Annotated in this window: 20 protein-coding genes; 8 read left to right on the forward strand and 12 right to left on the reverse strand. The window is 70.4% G+C overall.

Annotation, left to right across the window (positions count from 1 at the left end):
• Positions 1-54 precede the first annotated feature (54 nt).
• The 9 genes from ABD327_RS18085 to ABD327_RS18125 all read right to left on the reverse strand — a co-directional run bounded on the left by ABD327_RS18085 (position 55) and on the right by ABD327_RS18125 (position 8,356).
• Entirely contained in the window at positions 55-1,848 is a 1,794-nt protein-coding gene (locus tag ABD327_RS18085) for a choline/carnitine O-acyltransferase (protein WP_344451616.1), read from the reverse strand.
• On the reverse strand, positions 1,845-2,672 hold the full coding sequence (locus tag ABD327_RS18090; protein ID WP_344451617.1) for a class I SAM-dependent methyltransferase: 828 nt from the start codon (positions 2,670-2,672) through the stop codon (positions 1,845-1,847). The genes ABD327_RS18085 and ABD327_RS18090 overlap by 4 nt, the downstream gene beginning before the upstream one ends.
• Positions 2,673-2,793: 121 nt before the next feature.
• On the reverse strand, positions 2,794-3,639 hold the full coding sequence (locus tag ABD327_RS18095) for a HalD/BesD family halogenase (RefSeq protein WP_344451618.1): 846 nt from the start codon (positions 3,637-3,639) through the stop codon (positions 2,794-2,796).
• Between the two features lie 99 nt (positions 3,640-3,738).
• Positions 3,739-4,401: a thiaminase II/PqqC family protein gene (locus tag ABD327_RS18100; RefSeq protein WP_344451619.1), complete on the reverse strand. Its 663-nt coding sequence runs from the start codon at positions 4,399-4,401 to the stop codon at positions 3,739-3,741.
• Positions 4,398-4,850, reverse strand: a complete 453-nt coding sequence (locus ABD327_RS18105; protein ID WP_344451620.1) for an NUDIX domain-containing protein — start codon at positions 4,848-4,850, stop codon at positions 4,398-4,400. The genes ABD327_RS18100 and ABD327_RS18105 overlap by 4 nt, the downstream gene beginning before the upstream one ends.
• Positions 4,851-4,872: 22 nt before the next feature.
• A complete protein-coding gene (locus tag ABD327_RS18110) occupies positions 4,873-5,508 on the reverse strand; it encodes a response regulator (RefSeq protein WP_344451621.1) in 636 nt (211 codons plus the stop codon).
• A complete protein-coding gene (locus ABD327_RS18115; protein WP_344451622.1) occupies positions 5,501-6,721 on the reverse strand; it encodes a sensor histidine kinase in 1,221 nt (406 codons plus the stop codon). The genes ABD327_RS18110 and ABD327_RS18115 overlap by 8 nt, the downstream gene beginning before the upstream one ends.
• A 3-nt stretch (positions 6,722-6,724) precedes the next feature.
• Positions 6,725-7,429, reverse strand: a complete 705-nt coding sequence (locus tag ABD327_RS18120; protein ID WP_344451623.1) for an ABC transporter permease — start codon at positions 7,427-7,429, stop codon at positions 6,725-6,727.
• A 9-nt stretch (positions 7,430-7,438) separates the two neighbouring features.
• Positions 7,439-8,356: an ABC transporter ATP-binding protein gene (locus ABD327_RS18125; protein ID WP_344451624.1), complete on the reverse strand. Its 918-nt coding sequence runs from the start codon at positions 8,354-8,356 to the stop codon at positions 7,439-7,441.
• A gap of 369 nt (positions 8,357-8,725) precedes the next feature.
• Between ABD327_RS18125 and ABD327_RS18130 the strand changes: the two genes are divergently transcribed.
• From ABD327_RS18130 to ABD327_RS18140, 3 genes are all read left to right on the forward strand, one after another.
• Complete coding sequence (locus ABD327_RS18130; RefSeq protein ID WP_344451625.1) at positions 8,726-9,157, forward strand: hypothetical protein; 432 nt, start codon at positions 8,726-8,728, stop codon at positions 9,155-9,157.
• 144 nt (positions 9,158-9,301) lie between these two features.
• On the forward strand, positions 9,302-10,183 hold the full coding sequence (locus ABD327_RS18135; RefSeq protein WP_344451626.1) for a phosphorothioated DNA-binding restriction endonuclease: 882 nt from the start codon (positions 9,302-9,304) through the stop codon (positions 10,181-10,183).
• Positions 10,184-10,324: 141 nt separating this feature from the next.
• Positions 10,325-11,614 (forward strand): hypothetical protein, encoded by a 1,290-nt coding sequence (locus ABD327_RS18140; RefSeq protein ID WP_344451627.1) that lies wholly within the window; start codon positions 10,325-10,327, stop codon positions 11,612-11,614.
• Between the two features lie 62 nt (positions 11,615-11,676).
• On the opposite strand, the gene ABD327_RS18145 is transcribed toward ABD327_RS18140, so the two are convergent.
• Entirely contained in the window at positions 11,677-13,716 is a 2,040-nt protein-coding gene (locus ABD327_RS18145) for a protein kinase domain-containing protein (protein ID WP_344451628.1), read from the reverse strand.
• Positions 13,717-13,961: 245 nt separating this feature from the next.
• Between ABD327_RS18145 and ABD327_RS18150 the strand changes: the two genes are divergently transcribed.
• The 5 genes from ABD327_RS18150 to ABD327_RS18170 all read left to right on the forward strand — a co-directional run bounded on the left by ABD327_RS18150 (position 13,962) and on the right by ABD327_RS18170 (position 18,407).
• Positions 13,962-14,477, forward strand: coding sequence for a hypothetical protein (locus ABD327_RS18150; RefSeq protein ID WP_344451629.1), 516 nt, complete (start codon positions 13,962-13,964; stop codon positions 14,475-14,477).
• A complete protein-coding gene (locus tag ABD327_RS18155) occupies positions 14,474-15,694 on the forward strand; it encodes a TPM domain-containing protein (protein ID WP_344451630.1) in 1,221 nt (406 codons plus the stop codon). The genes ABD327_RS18150 and ABD327_RS18155 overlap by 4 nt, the downstream gene beginning before the upstream one ends.
• Positions 15,684-16,877, forward strand: a complete 1,194-nt coding sequence (locus tag ABD327_RS18160; RefSeq protein WP_344451631.1) for a hypothetical protein — start codon at positions 15,684-15,686, stop codon at positions 16,875-16,877. Before ABD327_RS18155 ends, ABD327_RS18160 begins: the two co-directional genes overlap by 11 nt.
• A gap of 11 nt (positions 16,878-16,888) precedes the next feature.
• Positions 16,889-17,404, forward strand: coding sequence for a gluconokinase (locus tag ABD327_RS18165; RefSeq protein WP_344451632.1), 516 nt, complete (start codon positions 16,889-16,891; stop codon positions 17,402-17,404).
• Between the two features lie 157 nt (positions 17,405-17,561).
• Positions 17,562-18,407, forward strand: a complete 846-nt coding sequence (locus ABD327_RS18170; protein WP_344451633.1) for an SAM-dependent methyltransferase — start codon at positions 17,562-17,564, stop codon at positions 18,405-18,407.
• Positions 18,408-18,528: 121 nt separating this feature from the next.
• Here the strand turns inward: ABD327_RS18170 and ABD327_RS18175 are convergent, their stop codons facing one another.
• Together ABD327_RS18175 and ABD327_RS18180 are read right to left on the reverse strand one after the other, a co-directional pair.
• Positions 18,529-19,017 carry a MarR family winged helix-turn-helix transcriptional regulator gene (locus tag ABD327_RS18175; RefSeq protein WP_344451634.1) on the reverse strand — a complete coding sequence of 163 codons (489 nt, stop codon included), beginning with the start codon at positions 19,015-19,017 and terminating at the stop codon, positions 18,529-18,531.
• 98 nt (positions 19,018-19,115) lie between these two features.
• Positions 19,116-19,667 carry a hypothetical protein gene (locus ABD327_RS18180; RefSeq protein ID WP_344451635.1) on the reverse strand — a complete coding sequence of 184 codons (552 nt, stop codon included), beginning with the start codon at positions 19,665-19,667 and terminating at the stop codon, positions 19,116-19,118.
• Positions 19,668-19,829 lie beyond the last annotated feature (162 nt).

Consider the following 19,829-nt stretch of genomic DNA (forward strand, 5'->3'; position numbering starts at 1 on the left):
CGAAGCCGAACATCGCCTCCGGACGGCCCCGGCGGGGCCGTCCGGGCGCGCGGGTCACTCGCCGGACAGCAGGGCCTCCAGTTCGCGGACGGCGGTCTTGAGGTGGCCGGCGAAGTCGAACATGGCGGCGGCGACGGGCTGCGGGGTGCTGAGGTAGAGGTTGAAGCGGTCGGGGAGGAGGACGTAGGCGATGCCTATGCACTTGTCGCTGGTCGAGCCGAAACCGAAGTACTGGATGTTGACGGACGGGGCCGAGCTGGTGCTCAGGTAGTCGTCGCGGGTGACGGTCCAGCCGGGGGTGTCGTAGAGCGGGAGGTGCTCGGTGACGCCGAGCTCCTCGCCGCGGCGGCGCTGGATCCACTGCAGCTCCCACAGGTGTTGCTCGGGGGCGTCGCCGGCCTGGCACTGCTTGGCGCGCTCGACGTGCTTGTCGGCGGCGGCGCGGAACGCCTCGCGGCGGGCCGCCTCGTCGGCCGACGGGTCGTCCATGACGGCGACGAAACGCAGGATCTCCGGAGTGACGACGCGCATCGCCTCGGTGCGGCCGCGGTTGAAGTGCCGGGTGGCGATCGACTCGTACGTCGCGCCCGTGATGCCCTTGGAGCGCTTGTGGGCGAGCTGGTAGGCCATCTGGACGAACGCGTCCGGAGAGATCTTCAGCTGCTTGGCGCGGGACGTGCCGAAGTCCGGGAACGACAGGGTGGTCGTCGCGGTGTCGGCGGCGTACTGGGCGAACGAGTCGGCCGCCTCGCGGACGGTGGCGCGCAGCGCGCCGTCGAGGACGAACTCCACCGGGCGGACGGGCGGGACGCCCAGCGACGGCGTCTCGGCCTCCGCGGCCAGGACGTCCTCCACGAACGACAGGATCGTGGTGCCGTCCAGGCCGCAGTGCTCGACGTTGATGCCCGCCTGGCCGTCCTCGAAGACGATGAAGGAGACGGCCTTGTCGAACCAGCGGTTGCCGCTGTCGCCGTGCAGCAGGTGGTCGCAGGCCTCCAGCGTGGTGGAGGGCGCGAAGTCCTCCAGGCACAGGCAGAAGAGGGCCGACTCCACCTCCTCGAGCGCGGCCGGGTTCGCCGGGTCGAGGGCCAGGAGCGTGTCCCTGGTCTGCGCCCAGGCGGCGCGCGCCATGGTCGTGAGGTGCCCGACGGACGTGTCGCGCTCGGCGCGCACCTCCCCGGCCTTCAGGACGGCCTGGACGCCGGCGACGAGGTCCGCGCGCGAGTGGGGGCGGCCCTCGGCGTCCAGGACCTCCATCCGGAACATGTTGCCCCGATGGAACACCAGGATGTGCCGGGACTTCGACGGGCCGGGCTCGGCGGCCGAGTAGGGGGCGCGGACGGTGTCCTGCTCGGCGCCGGGAATGCGGGTCGCGGCGAACAGGAACTTGTTCTGCTCCATCGACAGGGCCTGCCCGCGCCGCAGGACCGGCGGGACGCGCTCGTCGTCCAGGCGCAGCTTGTAGTCGACGGCCGCCGCGACGAGCTGCGCCGCGCGGTCGACCTGCCCCAGCGGGGACTCCTCGAAGAGGAAGAAGAAGTTGGCGTTCAGCGCGATCCTGTCGCGGCGGCCCAGGTAGCGGGACGGCCAGAACAGGTCGAGCCAGCTGTGCACGCCCTCCTGCGCGTCGTACTCCTCCAGCGCGGCGTGCAGTCTGCGGCCGGCGCCGCCGGGGCGCAGGAACTCCTCGACGGCGCTCTTCGTCTCGGCGAGCTGCTCGTCGGTCAGGAGCGGAGAGCACCACTCGATGAAGCGCTCGCACGTGTGGTCGAGCGTCGGGACGGGAACCCGCGGCAGCCCGTCCTCCAGGGCGAAGGTGCGGGCGGGCGTCTCGTTGCTGCTGGTCACTTTTCCTCTATCCGGATGGGGGCGGGGCGAGCTTCCTCGCGGGGACGGGAGACAAAGAGTCGCGCATAGAACCAGCCGTCGGCCTCTCTGCCACGCGGGTCCAGGCCGATCTCCGCAAGCCTGTCGAGGACGAGCGTGCGCTCCTCGTCGGTCGCGAACCGGCGCTGGCGGAAGAGCTCCTCGGCGAGGACGGTCTCGTAGCCGGCCTCGGCGAGGGTCTCCTCGATCGGGTCGAACGGGAACATGCGCAGGACGAAGTGGGCCATCCAGGGACGTCGCCCGTCGAAGGCCTCGATGAGCCGGGAGATGCTCTTCTCTCCGACGTAGCCGAGGCAGCCGGTGGAGACGACCAGGTCGGTGCCCGCGAGTGTCGCGCGCTGCTCGGCGGTGGGGTCGGCCGATTCGAAGTCGGCGTGGACGGCGTCGTCCAGGAAGCCCGCGGCCAGGGCGTATTCGAGGGCCGGGCCGGAGACGTCCAGGCCGGTGAAACGCACGTCGCTGGGAGTACGGGAGGCGACGAACTCCCGGTCGAGGGCGAGGACGGTCTCGCCGGAAGCGTCGCAGTAGCGCTCGTACAGGTCGTCCATCGCGGCGCCGTATTTCACGAGTGCGGCGTTGATGCCGTACGAGCAGCCGATGTCCAGAACGCGGGGGACGGTGACTCCGGTGGTGCGGCGGTACTCGTCGATGAGCGCCTCGAAGTGGGGCTTGGCCGCCTGCGGCACCTGGTATTCGAGTCCGCGCAGGGTGCTGAAGTAAGCGCGGGGGTCGGGTTCGGTGTAGATGTGATCCAGTGAGACTTTTCCTGTGCTGTCAACGCGCACGGTCTCGTTTTCCTCCTTGGTGGTGCGGGCAGTCGGACGACCGCAGCGAAGCGAGGATCGGCTGACTGCTCTCGGGGGTCCGGGGGTCGTCCCCCAGGCGGGCAGGTGGGCTGGGGGATCTTCAGTCGAGCAGGAGGTCTCCGCGGACGGCGCGTCCGGCTTCCAGGTGCACGGGGAGGACCCGGCCGAACAGCTGCTCCGTGCGGGAGACGCTGCCGATCACTCCGGGGCGCTCGCTGTAGGCGAAGATCGCCGAGTGCCGTGCGGTCCCGCCTTCCACGGGGCTCACGCGGTGCAGGGAGAACCTGCCCTTGAACAGCTGGAGGTCCCTGGGCCTGAGGGTGAGGCGGCGGACGAGGCTCCCGCCCCGGCCGTCGAGCACGTCGCGGACGTCGTCGAAGTTCTCCGCCTCCTCGGACCTGATGCCGGGGCAGTACTCGAAGACGCCGCCCGCGTCGGGCGACTGCGTCAGCATGCTGACGGTGAACTCGTTGGTGTCGAAGTGCCAGGGGTGCTCCATGCCCGGCCGGACGACGTTCAGGCACAGGCCCGAGAGGGGGTCGGCGAGTTCGTGGACCCGTTCCAGGCCGAAGCAGTCGGCGACGAAGCGCTGGAACGGAGCGCTGGTGTAGAGCCGGTGGATGATCGCTTCCTCGGGGACGAGGTCGCGTGCGACGAAGGCGTTGCCCCGCTGGAACTCCACCCGCCCCGGGTGGTCGGCGGGGAGGTCGTCGTCCACCGCGATGTTGTAGACGTTGACGGTTTCGACGTCGTAGTGCGCGCGCGGGGCGATCTCGGCGCCTTCGCGGCGAAGTGTCTCTTCCCATTCGGGCCGGACGAAGTCGGTGAGGACGCAACATCCGGTCTCGGCCAATTCCGCTCTGACCTGGGAGATCACGCCTTTCCACTCGGCACTGTCCACCTCGGTGAGGGGATATCGTCCCGTGTCGACCACTTGATCAAGCATGGTGAACGATCTAACCGTGCCCTCTTGCGGGACTCCATCCCCTGAACAGGGAAAAACGGAGAAAATCCCCTTCTGGGTTTCCTTGGAGGGATTTCGCGGTCAGTCCAGGCCGGTGACGAGCGCGTCCCAGAAGGCCGTCTCGTACACGTGCAGCGTCTGCGCCGCCCGCAGCGCCTCGACCGGATCCTCGCCCGCGGCCAGGCCCTCGGCGACGGTGGCCTCGGCCTGCTCCAGGAACCCCGGGGGAGGCGTCGCGAAGAAGCGGAAGAAGCCCACCGCCTCCTCCGAAAGGCCGTACCGGGAGGTCAGCGCCTCGGCGATCCGCCCGCAGAAACCGCCCCACTCGTCGAGGTTCGCGGCCATCGCCAGCGCCACCGCGCTGCGCGTCCCGTAGACCGCGCACGAGGCGAGGTAAGCCGGATAGACCTGCGCGAACGGCAGCGGAGCGTACCCCTTGAGCTCCTTTTCGCCCCAGCCGAGCGCGGAGGCGAACTCCAGCAGAAGACCGGACGCCTGGGCCTCCCCCTGCGCGAGCCCCAGGAAGAGGCCTCCCGCCGATCCGTCGGGAAAACGCGAAGCGAGCAGCGAGAAACTCCGCTGATCACTTCTGATGATTCGGAATTCCTCTCCGGCCAGCCAGTTCAACCGTTCTTTCGGAAGTTTTCCGGCTTCCAGCAGTTCGACGAACCGGTTCTCGTCCGGCCGCGCGGCGATGTCGTCACATGCCTGCCTGACGAGGTCGGCGGCGAATTCCTCACTCATTCCCCCACGGCATCATCGGAGGATCGGCCTGTCAACGACCGGAGGTATTTCTCTATGCTCACCCGGAAGTCCTCGGCGATCTCGTAGCGCGCCAGCTCGCCGAACGGAACCCACCGGGCCTCGGCCACCTCCGACGCGTCGAGCCGCAGAGCCTTGTCGCGGGCCCGGAGGACGAAATCGAAGAAGACGAAGTGGACCGGCCGCGTCCTGCCGTCCGGATCGATCAGCTCACCCCAGTGGACCAGCCGCTCCAGCGTTAGCTCGGCGAGCCCGGTCTCCTCCTCGGCCTCCCGCAGCGCCGCCGCCGCGAGCTTCTCCCCGGGCTCCACGTGCCCGCCCGGCGGCGTCCACAGGTCGCCCCACTTCGGCTGCCGGATCAGCAGGACCTCATCGTCGGGACTGACGATGAGCGCGGACACGATGACCTCGACGCCTCGGGGGAACTCCACTCGCGTTCTCGCTCTCTCTCGGTCAGGCCAGGGGGAGGAGGCCGCGTTGGAAGGCCACCGCCACGGCGGCCGCCCGGTCGTTGACGCCGAGTTTGGCGTAGATGTGGAGGACGTGGGTCTTGACGGTGGCCTCGCTGATGAAGAGGTGGGCGGCGGTCTCCCGGTTGGTGTCGCCCTGGGAGATGTGGTGGAGGATCTCCAGCTCGCGGGGGCTCAGGGGGGTCACGGGGGTGCGGACCCGGCCCATGAGTCGGGTGGCGACCGAAGGGGAGAGGGCGGACTCGCCTCGGGACGCGGCGGTGACGGCGCGGACGAGTTCCTCGCGCTGAGTGTCCTTGAGGAGGTAGCCGGTGGCGCCGGCCTCGATCGCGGGGAGGACGTCGCTGTCGGTGTCGTAGGTGGTGAGGACCAGGACCCTGGCCCTCAGGCCCAGCCTGGCCAGTTCCCTGATGGCCTCCACGCCGTTCATCCTCGGCATGCGCAGGTCCATGAGGATGACGTCGGGGTCCAGGGCGCGGGCCAGTTCCACGGCCCGGGCGCCGTCGTCGGCCTCGGCGAGGACCTCGAAGCGGGGGTCGCCGGTGAACATGCCGCGGATGCCGTCGCGGACTATGGGGTGGTCGTCGGCGATCAGCAGCCGGATGGGGGAGTCAGGCACTCTGGTGTTCCTCGGAGGTGGCGGGGACGGCGGGGATGACGGCGGAGATCGCGGTGCCCGCGCCCGGTTCGGACTCGAGCGAGAACTCGCCTGCCAGGCGGGCCACGCGGCCCCGCATCGACGCGAGGCCGAAGCCGCCGCCGTCGGGGGCGCGCTCCGGGTCGAAGCCGGCTCCGTCGTCGCGGACGTCCAGGACGACGACGTCCTCCATGTACGACAGCGTGAGTCCGACTCGGGACGCTCCGGCGTGCTTGGCGATGTTGGCCAGGGCTTCCTGGGCGATGCGGAGAAGGGTCGCCTCGACCTCCGGGTGCAGGGCGCCGGCCGGGCCCGTCACGGTGAATTCGGCGCGTACGGAGTTCAGCTCCGACCACTCGGCGGCGAGTTCGGAGAGGGCGTCGGGCAGCGGGGCGGACTCGAGCCGCGCGGGGCCGACGGCGTGGACGGACCTGCGGGCCTCGGCGAGGCTCTCCCGGGCCAGGCGGGTCGCGACGTCGACGTGCCGCCGCCGGGTGTCGGGGTCGGCTTCGGCGTGCACGGCGGCCTGGAGCTGGGTGACGATGCCGGCCAGGCCCTGGGCGAGGGTGTCGTGGATCTCCGCGGCCATGCGCTGGCGCTCGTCGAGCACGCCCGCCTCCCTGGCCTGGACGAGGAGCTGGGCGTGCAGTCCTGCGTTCTCCCGCATCGTCTCCTCCAGCCGCGTCACCATCCGCTTGCGTTCGGCGCTGCGCTCGGCGGTGATGTCGCCGGAGAAGCTGAACAGGCTGACGACGGCCACGATCGCGGCGATGAAGAGCAGGTGGGTGAGGATCGCGGACGGTGTGGGTTCGGGAAGCCCGCCGGTGTAGGCCGTGATGGTGATCGCCGCCGTGGCGGTGAGCCCGGCGAATCTCCACTTGCCTTGGAGCATCCACCAGGAGTGGAGGTAACCGGTGAAGGCGAAGAAGCTGGCGAACCACATCGACCGCGTGCAGAGCACCGCGATCAGGATGACCAACCCGGTGACGTGGACGGCCGGATGCCGGGGGGACACCACCCGGATCCAGGCGGCGGCGAACGCGGCGAGGCCGAGCGTGACGATCTGGTGGGTCCACGCCCGGCCGTCGGTGAGCAGGGAGAGCGCCGCGGAGATCGCCAGCAGGAGGAACGGGACCGCGCCCAGGAGCCTTCCCAGGAGGTGCTCGCGCCGGTCCAGGCGTGTCACCGTCGTCATCGGTCACTCCCAGCGGAAGAACCTGGCCGCGGCGAGGCTGACGATCACCGCGTAGGCAGCCATGACGCCCAGCAGGAGGGGGGTCGGCGACGTTCCCGTCCAGACGTCCTGAAGACTCTGCCGGAAAGCACCCAGCGGGGTGTAACTTCCGACTTCCGCCAGAATATCGGGCATCTGGTCGGTCGGCTGCATCAGCCCGGCGAGGAAGGCCATCGGGAAGTACAGCAGCACACCCACCCCGTTGGCGGAGCGCCCGTTCGGCGCGAGGGCCGCGATGAGCAGGCCGACGGCGAACATCGCGGCGGTGCCGAGCAGGAAGACGGCGGCGAGCGCCGGCACCTCGGAGGGCAGATGCGCGCCGAGGACGGGCCCGCCGACGGCGATCAGCAGGCCGGCGGCCGCCAGCGCGAGGACGAACTGAAGGACGAGCTGCACGGCGAGCAGGCTTCCCGGACGCACCGGAGTGAGGGAGAGCCTGCGCAGGATGCCCCGCTCCCGGTACGTGGCCAGCGTGGTGGGCAGCAGGTACATCGCCACGAGCCCGACGGAGATCGCCAGCGACATCGGCAGGAGCACCGTGTCGCCCGGCTCGATCGAGCTGCCGAAGACGATCAGGATGAAGAGCGGGATGAGGAAGGTGAACACCGAGCCGGGTTCGCGCACCAGCAGCTTGAGCTCGACGTGGGTGAGTTTGGCGAGAGCGGTCATGGGAGCTCCTCAGAGGTGGAACGAGCGGCCGGTGAGAGCGACGAACGCGTCGTCGAGGGTGCGCTTGTCGATGCGCAGGTCCGCGACGGGGATGAGCTCGCGGGCCAGGACCGAGGTGACGGCGGTGGCGAAGTCGCCCCGGCCGGTGACGGTGACCCGCTTCCCGTCGCGGACGACGCCCGTCACGCCGGGCAGGTCGCCGAGCAGGGCGGCGGGGTCGCGGGTCTCGCCGTCCATCAGCGTGAACCGCATCTGGTGGTCGGCGTCGACGCCGTCGATCAGCCCGGCGGGGGTGTCGAGCGCGACGACGCCGCCCCGGTCGACGACCGCGACGCGGTCGCAGAGCTCCTCCACCTCGTCCATGAAGTGGCTGACGAGGATCACGGTGACGCCGGACGCGCGCACCTTCTTGATCAGCTCCCAGGTGGCGCGGCGGGCCTGCGGGTCGAGCCCGGTGGTGAGTTCGTCGAGGAACGCCACCTCCGGGCCGCCCACCAGCGCGAGCGCGATGAACAGACGCTGCTTCTGACCGCCCGACAGCTTGCCGAAACGCGCGTTGCGCAGTTCGGCGAGGCCCCAGTCGTCGAGCAGCCCGCGCCAGTCCTTCGGCTCGGCGTAGAAGGAGGCGTAAAGGTCGAGCGCCTCCCAGACCTTGATGTTCTCCGGCAGGTGCGTGTGCTGGAGCTGAACCCCGATGCGCTCGTGCAGCTCCCGGCTCTGCCCGGCCGGGTCGAGGCCGAGCACGCGGATCGTCCCGCCGTCGGGCTTGCGCAGCCCCTCCATGCACTCGACCGCGGTGGTCTTGCCCGCGCCGTTGGGGCCGAGGATCCCGAAGATCTCGCCCTCCTCGACGGAGAACGACACCCCGTCCAGGACCGTCCGCCCGCTGTACCCCTTGGTGAGGCCGCTGACCTCGATGATCGCCATGGATCAATCATGATTTTTCCGCGTGCGAAAGGGATCGCCCGGCCGGCCATGATCCGGCAGGGAAGCGGTGGATCCGCATATCAACCGATCGGTGGATGGCGGCGCGCTCACCGCCTGGCGTACCAGGCGACGAGGACGCCGTTGCCGAGGTCCTCGTCCGGGAGGGGTCGCGCGGCCTGATCGGGCAGACGGTGAAGCGCCTCCTCCCGGACCGCGTCCAGCCGGACTGAGGCATCTTCGAACCCGGCCCCCTCTGAAGGCGTCTCACTCTTGGAAATCAGGCTTCTCTGGATTGCTCCCGGCAAACAGCACATTCGTTTGACATCTGGATAAGCACCTAAAATCTGCTCTTGCAGGAAGGTGCGAAAAATGGCACAAGAGTCGGGCGGCAATCTCCTGGTGTGGCGGGTGCTGGTCCTCGTCGGCGTCGCCGGCGGCCTCATCGGAGTCTTCGGCGAAATCTACGAGCTGTCCTTGGTGTTCGTCCCTCTCGCGATCATCAGTTTGGTCCTCCTCAACGTGAACCGGCGCAAGCACTCCTCCCCGGCGGCTCCGGCGGCGCCCAAGAAGCCCGCCGAAACCGACCAGGAGCGCATGCGCGGAGACCAGATCCTCCGCAGCTGGCTGACCGCTGCGCAGGCCGGCGACCCCGAGGCCAAGGCGAAACTGGCCGAGGTGCTCGGCAAGGCCGGCCGGAACGACGTCGACGGCGTCGACTCCGTCCCCGCCCTCCGCCGCCTCGGCATCGGCCCGGAGGACTTCGGGAACACCCAGGCCCCGCAGAACACGCCCACCGACTGAGGCCGCCCGACGCGGTCCCGCTCACGTCCGGGTGGCGCTGGAGGCCTCCAGCGCCACCCGGACGAACCCGCACACGTCCGTCGGAGCCGGCGGTGGGCCAGAAGTGCTCCAGCGGACACGCAAGGCGTCGTTAGTCTGGCGTCCGTGAGTTTCGTGGAGCGGGCACTGGCCGTCCGGAGGTGGCGGAAAGACGGGAAGCGGGCTCCGCACAAGCCCTTGCTGCTGCTCTACGCGTTGGCGCGCTTCCAGAGGGAAGGCGACGCCCCCATCGTCTACTCCGCGGTCGAAGGCGAACTGGCGGCGTTGGTCAGGGAGTTCGGGCCGCCCAACCCCACCGGCCTGCACTACCCGTTCCACCATCTGACCGGCGACGGGCTGTGGACGGTCACCACGCGCGACGGCGGGCCGAGTCCGGGCCCCTCTCCGTCGAGGCTCCGCGACTCCGGGGCGCGGGGGCGTTTCGCCCCTGAAGTGGTGGACGAACTGCGGCGGCGACCGGAGGTCGTCGTCCAGGCGGCGCACGCGCTGCTCGACGACAACTTCCCCGAATCGCTGCACGAAGGCATCTGCGAAGCCATCGGCCTCGACCTTCACGAGACGGTGCCGGTGCAAGCCGGTGTCGTCCGTGCCCGTCGCCGAGATCCGGGCTTCCGGCGGGCGGTGCTGCGGGCCTACGAGTACATGTGCGCCTTCTGCGGTTACGAAGGACGCCTCGACGACAGCGCGAGCGTCGGACTGGACGCCGCGCACATCCGGTGGTTCGCGCTAGACGGCCCCGACACCGTGGACAACGGCCTGTGCCTGTGCTCGCTGCACCACGTCCTGTTCGACAAAGGCGTCCTGACGCTCACCGACGACCACCGCGTCGACGTGACGGGGGCCTTCGTCGGGCGGACGCCCAACACGCGGGCCCAGGTTCACGCCCTCGCGGGTCGGCGCGTCGAGCCGCCCCGGCAGGGGATCGGACCGGCGCACCTCCTCTGGCACCGCGCCGAGGTCTTCCGAGGAGCCGGCATCGCGGCCTGACGGTCTCCTGGAACGGCACCCAGCCCTTCTCTCGTCTGGCGTCGCGGGGGAGGCGGGCTGTCCGTCGTGATGTTGAATATGTCGGTTCTGTCCACTGGAGTGGCGGTTGTCGCTACGGTGACCCATGGTCTGTCCGGACTCGTGACCCAGGAGAAGGGCGAGGCGGCTGTGGACGAGTTGGTGGAGGCGTTCGAACGGCATCCGGGGGAGGCCGCGGTCGTCGCGGTCTGCGTGCTGGCGGTCGTGCTGGTGGGCGGCTGGGGGGCCGTCCGGATCGGTGCGGCGGTGCGGCGCGGGAGGATCGAGGGGCAGCGGGTGGTGACGCTGCTGGGGGCGGCGATCGCGACCGGGTTGTCGGCTCAGGGCATGTACGTGTTCTTCCGGGATTCGGTCGAAGTGCCGCCGGTGCTGCGGGTGGTGTTCTTCGCCTTCCTGGAGATCATGGTTCTGGGATCGGCGCTGCGGGCCAAGTCGTCGATGCGGGAGAAGTACAGCGCGGGCATCGACGGGATCGCGATGTGGGCGTTCACCGTCCTGTCGGCGATCCTGGCCGCGACCCACGCGCACGGGCTCGGGGAGACGCTGTTCCGGCTGTCGGTGCCGCTCGCGGCGGCGTGGGCGTGGGAACGGGAGATGCAGCTCGAACGGCGGCGCCGCACCGGGCGCACCGGGCTGAACTGGACGCTCACCCCGGAGCGGATCCTCATCAGGTTCGGGCTGGCCGACCCGACGGACCGCACGGCCTCCGAGGTGGGCGCGCAGCACCGGCTGATGCAACTGGCGCTGGCCGCCAAGAAGGCCAGGGTCGCCCGGGAGAGCGGGAACCGGCGGGCCTACGTCAAGGCCCTGCGCAAGCTGGACAAGGCCATGGACCGGGCGACCGAGCTGACGGGACTGGGAACGGATCCGAGCGGATCGCAGACTCCCGAGGAGATCCTCGTCGGCAGGCTCTCGGTGCTCTACAACACCGAAAGCCTGCTGGACCTGCAGCCGCCCCCTCCGTGGGCCACGCCCGCTCCCGAACCCGCGCCCGCGCCCGAGCCGGCCCCGGAGCCGGTGTCCGAGAAGGCGGCGGCGCCCGTCGAGCGGCCCGTCGTGCCCAGGCCGCGGCGGCGCCCGGCAGGCGACCGGCTGCCCCGGCCGCTCGCTCCCGACCTGTCCCGGGCGATGCCGGGGGAGAGGCCGGTGCCGGTGGGACAGCAGGTCAACGGGACGGCCCCGCCGACGGTGAAGACCGTGGCGGGGGCGGTGGCCGCGCTCGTCGGACAGGGGGTGACCGAGCTCGACGACGTCGCGGCGCGGGTGCCGTCCCTGCTCGGACGGGACGTCACGCGGGCCACGGTCGCGCAGGCGCTGCGCCGTCAGCGTGACCGGCACCTCCGCCCGGAACGGCCCGCGCCGGACGATCCGCCGGTCGGCAACTACCTGTGACCCGTGGCATCGCCCCTGCCTCGAGAGCCGCGTCCCCCGGCCCTGACGTCTTGATCACTTGATCAGGGGGACCAGGCGAAGAGCCAGACCTTCTTCACCGTGGTCGTCCTCCCGTCACGGGAGACGGTGAGGGTGCCCGGGGCGGTGCGGTCGCGTCCGGCGAGCGTGGCCTCGCCGCCGTCTTCGGCGAACCGGGACATGACGACGCCGCCGCCCGTCCGCACCCAGGCGCCGGATCGCAGCTCGAAGAGGGCCGAACCGTTCGGCACGCTCGGGTCGGCGTCAGGGCAGGTCCTCTCCTGGGGAAGGAAGGACGCGTTCAGAACACCGGACTCGTCATACCAGGCGCCGTTGACGGTGACGTAGCCGTCGGGCATGTCCGGAGCGGTCAAGGCGGCGGTGGTGAGATCCACGAGCCGGACGGCTTCGTAGTGCTGGCAGTATCCGCCGCGCTCGGCGCCGGTGTAGACGAGAGTCCTCCCGTCCGGAGCCACCCATTCCGCGTGGGGCGCGACGTTTCCGGGGGCCTCGAAGAACTTGGTGGCTCGGCCTTTCCCGGAGACGCGGTAGTACGTGACGGGGCCTCCGTAGGCGCTGGTGCCGATCCCGTGGGTGACGATCACCGAGTCCTCCGTGGCGGTCGCCAGGTAGGGGCTGGTGAAACCGTCGTCCGTGTACGGGTCCCGGGGCAGGCCGGTGATCGCGGTTCTTTCCGGGATGCCGCCGTCGAGGGGATGGAGGACCAGCTCGGGCGGACGGTCGACGGTGAGCGCGACGGTGACGAGCCGGTCGCCCAGGAAGGCCGCCGAGCCGCAGCTGTCGTCGGAACAGGTCCAGGAGTGCACCTTGCTCCCGTCCGCGGCCGCGAGGTGGACCCTTTCCGGCGAGATGGAGCTCTGCGAGGCGGACGTCGTCCAGGCGAGCCATTTCCCGTCCGCCGACCAGACCAGCGAACCTCCGGGCTTCCGCCCCGACAATGGCGCGATCCTGCGGGATCTCCCGTCCGGGCCGCCGACCATGACGGCACTGGTCGTCATGTAGGCGAGAGATGGCCGGGGCGGAGCGGAGGCGGCCACCACCGGCCGTGCGGGCGACCGGTCTCCGGTGAGCTTCTGTACCGCGAAGACCCCCACGCCGGCTGTGACGGCCGCTCCGAGGACGGCGCTGATGACGGTCAGGGAGGCGCCTCCGAGGAGGGTGGTGCCCAGTCCCGTCCCCGCCGCGGTGGAGGAGGCGGTCGCGGTGGTGGTTCCCAATCCCGCGGACAGCAGGGTGCCGCCGAGCATCCCGGCCGCGACACCGCCGAGCACGGCGCGTGCCCGGACCTCCCAGTCCGGCCCGTACGCGGTGGACGCGGCGGTTTCCAGCTCGGCGACGAAGCTCCCCGCGGAAGGAGGGCGTTCTGACGGATCCTCGGCCATGCCGCGTATGACGAGCCCGCGCAGCGGCTCGGGAACCTCCTCCACGGGGACCTGGGCCAGAGGGCGCGGGTCGGAGAGCGGGTCGCCGCGGAAGGGTCGGCGGCCGGTGACGCACTCGAAGAACACGCACGTGGCGGCGTACACGTCCGTCGCCGGGGTGGCGGCTCCCCTCATCCACTGCTCGGGCGCCATGTAGGCGGGCGTCCCGGAGCCTCCGCGGCCGCCCGTGAACACCGCGACGCCGAAGTCGATGAGCTTGCTCTTCCCTTCGGTCGTCACGATCACGTTGGCGGGCTTGTAATCGCGGTGCACGATGCCGAGCCGGTGGGCGGCGTCCAGGCCGAGCAGAGAACCCTTGAGAATGAGCAGCGCCGCTTCGGGAGCGAGTGTTCCGTGCGCGTCCAGCAGAGCCCGCAAAGACGTTCCGTCGACCGCTTCCATGACGATGGCGGCCCCGCGGGGGAGTTCGCGGAACTCATACAAGGCGGCTACGTGCGGGCTTTGGACGCGCTGGAGCAGCACAGCCTCGTCCCGGAAGCGCACCACCGCCGATGCGTCCGCATCGTGCAGGTATTTGATGGCGACGAGGTGCCCGGACGGGCCGTACCGCGCGAGCACGACTCGTCCCTGGGCTCCCGAGCCCAGCTCCCGCAGTTCTGTGTACCCCGGAAGACCGCTCATATTGGCAACTTAGTGACTATCCGGCTGCTCGTGCAGACAGTTTCTCCGGTCGGTGCCGTCCGCGCTCGGCCGTCCAGGCGGTTCGCCGGGAAGGCCGGTTAGACTCCCCTCCCATGCGGCGCTTCGCGGGCTTTTTTGCGGCCCTATCGCTCTTTGGGTGGTTTTGTGCTGCTCCGGCTTGGGCCGAGCCGGGGGAGGGCCGGGCGGACCTCCTGGCGCGGCAGCTGAAGCAGAATCCCGTCCAGGTGACCGACCACGAGCCGAGGGCGATCCCGGAAGGGGCCGCGGAACGGATCGAGAAGGCGCTGTCGACACTGGGGGAGCCGTTCTTCGCGGTGGTGGAGACGTCGGGGCTGTACGACATGGAGAAGGCGAGGCCCCGTGAGCTGATCCCCCTGCTGCACGACAGGCTGAGGAAGGACGGCGTCTACCTGGTGGTCGACTCGTCGGGCAGCGGGGAGGCGCGGCAGTACGGCGGCTCCCGGCCGGTGGAAGACGCCTGGCGCGCGGCGAGGCGGGAACTGCCCTACGACGCCGACGTGGTGCGGCACGTGGAACTGTTCGCGGAGATCCTGCGGGCGCCCGACGTCAACGCCCGGATCGAGGCGTCGCGGAAGGCGCCGGAACCGGAGTACGAGAGCGCATCCGAGAAACGCGACCGGGCGGAGATGACCGCGCTCGCCGCCGGCTCGGTGCTGGGCGGGCTGGCGATGATCATCTTGATGTCCTTCACATCGGGGCGGAAGAAGGCACGCAGATGAGGGCGGTTGCGTGCTGGCTGGCGGCCGTACTGGTGGTGCTGCTGGCGCCGGGCGGCCGGGCGTCCGCCGACGACCCGCCCCACGCGCTGGTCCGCATGGATCGGGTGGCCACGGCTCTGAACGAGGACCCGCTGTTCGTCGACGGCGACTTCGCCGGGATCCTCGACGGCGGGGAGCGCAAGCAGATCAGGAAGGCGATCGACGACGCGAGCGCGAGCTTCGGCATGCCCGTCTTCGTGGTGATGGTCCCCAACACGAGGGAGTCGGAGTCCCAGGGCTACAACGACGTGTTCCTGCACGGGCTGCACGAGCAGCTCGGCAAGGACGGCCTCTACCTGATGGTCGACCAGGACGGGGAACTGGAAGGCGTTCCGTTCAAGGTCCCGCGCGAGCTCGGATACGAGGTCATACCCCGGGCGCTGGACACCCCCGTCGACCGGAGGAAGCCCTTCGAGGGCCTCGCGTCGAGGATCGGGCAGGCGCTCGCCCTGGCGGCGGAATCACCCCCCGGCGAACCCGAGACGCCCCGCCTGTACATGACGGCCGACCCGTTCGGGCAGGAGGACCGGCCCTCGTCGACGGACGAGCCGGAGTTCTCCGACCTCTTCTGGCTCTTCTTCGCCGGCCTGCTGCTGGTGGGCCCGCTCGTGGGCCCGATGCTGTTCGGTCTGTTCTTCGCGGTTCGGGCGGTCTACCGCTCATGGAGGCATCCGGTCGTTCCGACCAGGCCCCGGATGAGGCGCCTGCGCGCCCTGGCCGACAAGGAGCTGGCCCTGCTGGCCGAGCTCCTGCCTCCCCCCGACGACGCCCCGGGCCGGCTGGTGGCTTTGCGCTCCTACGACGCGGCCCGGCTCCTGTCCGACGATGTCGGACGCAGTCCCGCCGCCGATGACGCCCTCGCGGCGCTCGACCTCGTCGGGGTCGCCGTCCTGGCGAGGCAGGGCCGCGAGGTCCTGGAGAAGGGGCTGGACCGGCCGCTCGTCCCCTGCCATGCGAACCCTCTGCACGGTCCGGGCATCCTGAAGCGCCAGATCATCGGGATGCCCCAGGGCAAGGTGTGCAAGGAGTGCGCGGCCCTCAAGACGCACGAGCGCCTCCATCGGGTGCTCCAGCTGCCCGGTGGGCGCCGGTACAACGCGCTGGAAGGCCGCTGGAAACGCGGCTTCAGCGATCAGAATCTGGCCTCGAGAGTCCTGGAGTCCCTGGGTGTCGAGTGAACCCTCTCCCGGAACGAAGATCGCCGCCGCGCTGCGCCGCTCGCCGGTCTACGCGGACCCGTCACTGGAGTCGGTCCTGTCCAAGGGCAGGCTCGCGACCCTGCTGGCCCGCATCGAGGCCGCGCCCGTGCCGGTCTTCGTGGTGCTGGTGCCGTTGATCAAGGGCGGAACCTGGGAGGAGTCCGACGAGCTGCTCACCGTCGTCCACGACAGGCTCGACCGTGACGGCCTCTACATCAGCCTGTCGTCCTACGGGAACCAGCTCGACGCGCGCCGGTGGGGCGGCACCCGCGAGGAGATCCAGGACTCCGAGTACGCCGTCCGCCTCCCGTTCTTCCTGCCCGAGTTCAAGGACGCGATCCTCGTCGACAGGCTGATCAAGGCCGTCGAACTGGTCACCGCGGGCGGCGGGTACGCCGCCTACGAGAAGGCCACCGCGCATCTGCACTCCCGTTCCAGGACGGATGCGGTCAAGGAAAGTCTGGGAGGGGACGGGTCCCCGGCCCTGCCCATCACGCTGGGCGCGGCCACGGCCGCGGTCGCCGGCCTGGCCGTCTGGCGCTGGCGCCGCTCGGCCCGCGTCCGGCGGGAGCAGCGCCCCCTGCTCCTGCCGCGCGAGGTCCTGACCGCCGCCGGCACGGCCGACCGGGCCGAGCTGCGCGGACGGGTCGAACACGAGGTCGTCGCCTTCGGGGAGCTCCTGGAGGGCGTCGACCTGGACTCCGACGCCTCCCGGGTCCACGATCTGATGACCCTCGCCCTGGACGCCTACCAGGCCGCGGCCAAGACCCTCGACTCCGCCGGCGGCGTCCCCGACCTGGTCGGGGCGCTCGTCCTGGTCGACCGGGGCCGCGACGCGCTGGACTCCGCCCGCTCCCTGGCCGGAGGGCGTCGTGAGACGCCGCCCAGTCCGCTCTGCTTCTTCAACCCCCTCCACGGCGACGCCGCCGCGGGCACCGTCACCTGGCGCGAGCTCGGCAGCCGGGACAGCCTGCGCGTGCGGGCCTGCGGCGCCTGTGCCAAGGCCGTCCGCGACCACCGGGTCCCCGAGTCCCTGCCCGACGAGGTGGACGGCAAGGCCGTCCCCTACTACGCGGCCCCCACCCTCTGGGCCCGTACCGGTTACGGCCAGTTCGGCGACGACCTCGTCCACAGGGTCCTCCGCGGAGACCTCCGCTCCTGAACAATGGGGGCATGGATGTGGAGCGGGGAAGGCCCGTGGTCGTGGTCATGGGAGTGTCCGGGAGCGGGAAGACGACGGTCGGACGGCTGCTGGCGCGGAGGCTGGACGTCGAGTACGCGGAAGGGGACGAGTTCCACCCGCCGGCCAACGTCGCGAAGATGACCTCGGGAAGCCCTCTGGACGACGAGGACCGCCGCCATTGGCTGGACACCGTCGCGGAGTGGATCGAGGAACGCCTCGGGAGCGGCCGGGGCGGCGTGGTGTCCTGTTCCGCGCTGAAGCGCCGCTACCGGGACGTGCTGCGCCGGGCCGGATCCGGGGTGTGGTTTCTGCAACTGGACGTCGACCTGGAGACGATAGAGGCCCGGGTCGCGGAACGTACCGGACATTTTATGCCGGTCTCGCTGGTGGAATCCCAGTTCGCGATGCTGGAGCCTCTGGGCTCGGACGAGAGGGGGGCCGTCGTCGACGCCAGATCGTCTCCGGAGGAGACCGCGGAGAACGCGGCGGCACTGCTGGCGGAATGATCGAACCGATCTTTTCCGGCAACTTGACGGGTGGTGGACTGGCGCGATTCGTCCCGTTGACTTCGTTCGCGGCAATCGGCTCTGTTTGTGCGAGTGCTACCCCTCCGTACGGCATATGATCGCCTTCTGGAATTCGGTGACCATCGGGGAGACATCCGTGAGCGAGCCTGGGTCCGAGTGGGACTTCACGTCCATCAGCAGCGACCGTGCGCCGATGAGTCTGGACACCACCGTCGCGCACCCGGCCAGGATGTACGACTACTACCTGGGCGGAAAGGATAATTTCGCCGCAGATCGGGCAGCCGCCGATGCCGCGATCGCCGCCGCGCCCGATATGAAAGTGACGGCTCAGGCCAACCGCGCCTTTCTCGGACGCGCCGTGCGTTTCCTGGCACAGAGCGGTATCAAGCAGATCATCGACATCGGCACCGGCATTCCCACCGCGGGCAACACCCACCAGGTCGCGCAGGAGATCGATCCCTCCATCCGCGTCGTCTACATCGACAACGACCCGATGGTGCTCATCCACGCGCGGGCGCTGATGGAGGCGCAGAGCCAGGGCACCACCACCGTCATCCAGGCCGACCTGCGCGAACCCCGGGACCTGCTGTCCCACCCGCAGGTGAGGTCGCTCATCGACTTCGGCGAGCCGGTGGGCGTCAACCTCGTCGCCATCCTGCACTTCATCAAGGACGAGGAGGACCCCGGGAAGATCGTCCGCACCCTGCGCGACGCCCTCCCCAAGGGGAGCTGCCTCGTCATCTCCCACTGCACCCTCGACTTCACCGAACCCGAGGTCGGCGTGGCGCTGCGCGCGATCTACGGCAAGGCCACCGCGCCCCTGGTGCCGCGCGCCCACGCCGAGATCCTGGAGTACTTCGACGGCTTCGACCTCGTGGAGCCCGGGCTCGTCCACCTCCCCCTGTGGCGTCCCGACAGCATCGTCGCCCCTTCACTGCTGGAGCGCGTGCACTTCTACGCGGGCGTCGGACGCCTCTCCTGATCACGAGGCCCAGGTGAAGAGGAACACCTTCTCCACCTGGGCCGTTCCTCCCCCGCGGAAGACGGTGAGTGTGCCGGGAGGCGAGCTCCCGGGCCGGTGACCCGGCCGACGCCCGGATCGGCTATTTCTGGCGTTCGCGGGCGCGGCGGCTGACGGTCGGACCTTCCGCCGGAGTGGAGAGGTGTCCTTCGGCCAGGCGGTTCAGGGCGCGCAGCAGGACCTCGCGCTCCTCGCCTGAGAGGGAGCCGAGGGCGGCCCGGTGCACGCCGTCGACGATCTCCTGGCTCCGGTGGGCGAGTTCGGCGCCCTTCTCGGTCACCGCGATGATCCGCGCCCTGCGGTCCGTGCCGGAGGGGCGCCGCTCGGCGAGCCCGGCCTTCTCCAGGGCGTCGACGGTCACGACCATGGTCGTCTTGTCCATGTCGCCGATCTCCGCGAGCTGGATCTGGGTCCGCTCCTCCTCCAGCGCGTGCACGAGAACGCAGTGCATCCGGGCGGTCAGTCCGATCTCGGAGAGGGCCGCCGCCATCTGCGTCCTGAGCACGTGGCCGGTGTGGTCCAGCAGGTACGACAGGTCGGGCGCGGTACGTGAGGGGACCATGGCAGTCATGCCGCCAGCCTAGGCGATCGTCCGAAGCCAGATAATCCGTTATTCGGCTATATGTCCGATGGGTCTGCTGGTGAACCCCGCCTCCACCCCTCGCCCCGTCAGGCCGGGTTCGCCGGGGCGGTGGTCCCGTCCGGGCGGCGCAGGGCGGCCCACCCGCAGCCTCCGAGCAGGACGGCTCCCGTGCCGACCCCGGCGGTCAGCGCGATGCTCTCGCGGGATGCCTCGGCCACCGCCATGCAGACCCCGGCCGCGCCCAGGACCGCGACCACGCCGCCGATCCAGCCGATCGACGGCTCCCGCCACACCTTGGCGAGCACGACGAAGTGCACGCCGACCACGAACGCGATCCAGGCCGGCACCGCGTCCGGCAGGTCGAGGGGCCCGTTGAGCAGCGCGTTGCCCCCGAGGAAGGCGACCGCCTCGGCCGCCACCACGAGCCAGTAGTTCCGCCCGAAGCCGGGCCGCCCGTCCGCGCCGCCCGTCCGCGCGTCCCTGGACCGCCACAGCGCGGCGAGCACGCCGAGGAAGACGAGGGCCCCGAGGATCCGCAGCACCAGGTCGACGGGAGACGGAGCCGCTCCCGCGTTGACCTCCACCCACACGAGCCCGAAAGCCGCTCCGATGACCAACCCCAGCCGATCCGGCGTCATGCCCCGTCCTTCCACCCCGCACGGTCTGAGCCGGATCCGGCGACCCGAGGCTTCCCCGACCGTATTGAAGTACAGCAGTATGTACCGATTTGGCCGGTCAAAAAAGGCGTAGACGGCGCATCAGGCTCGGGGTGCCGGGTGGGGTGTGCGAAAGAGGGCAAA

This window comes from Actinocorallia aurantiaca (assembly GCF_039533685.1).
In the GTDB taxonomy this organism is placed as follows: Bacteria; Actinomycetota; Actinomycetes; order Streptosporangiales; family Streptosporangiaceae; genus Actinocorallia; species Actinocorallia aurantiaca.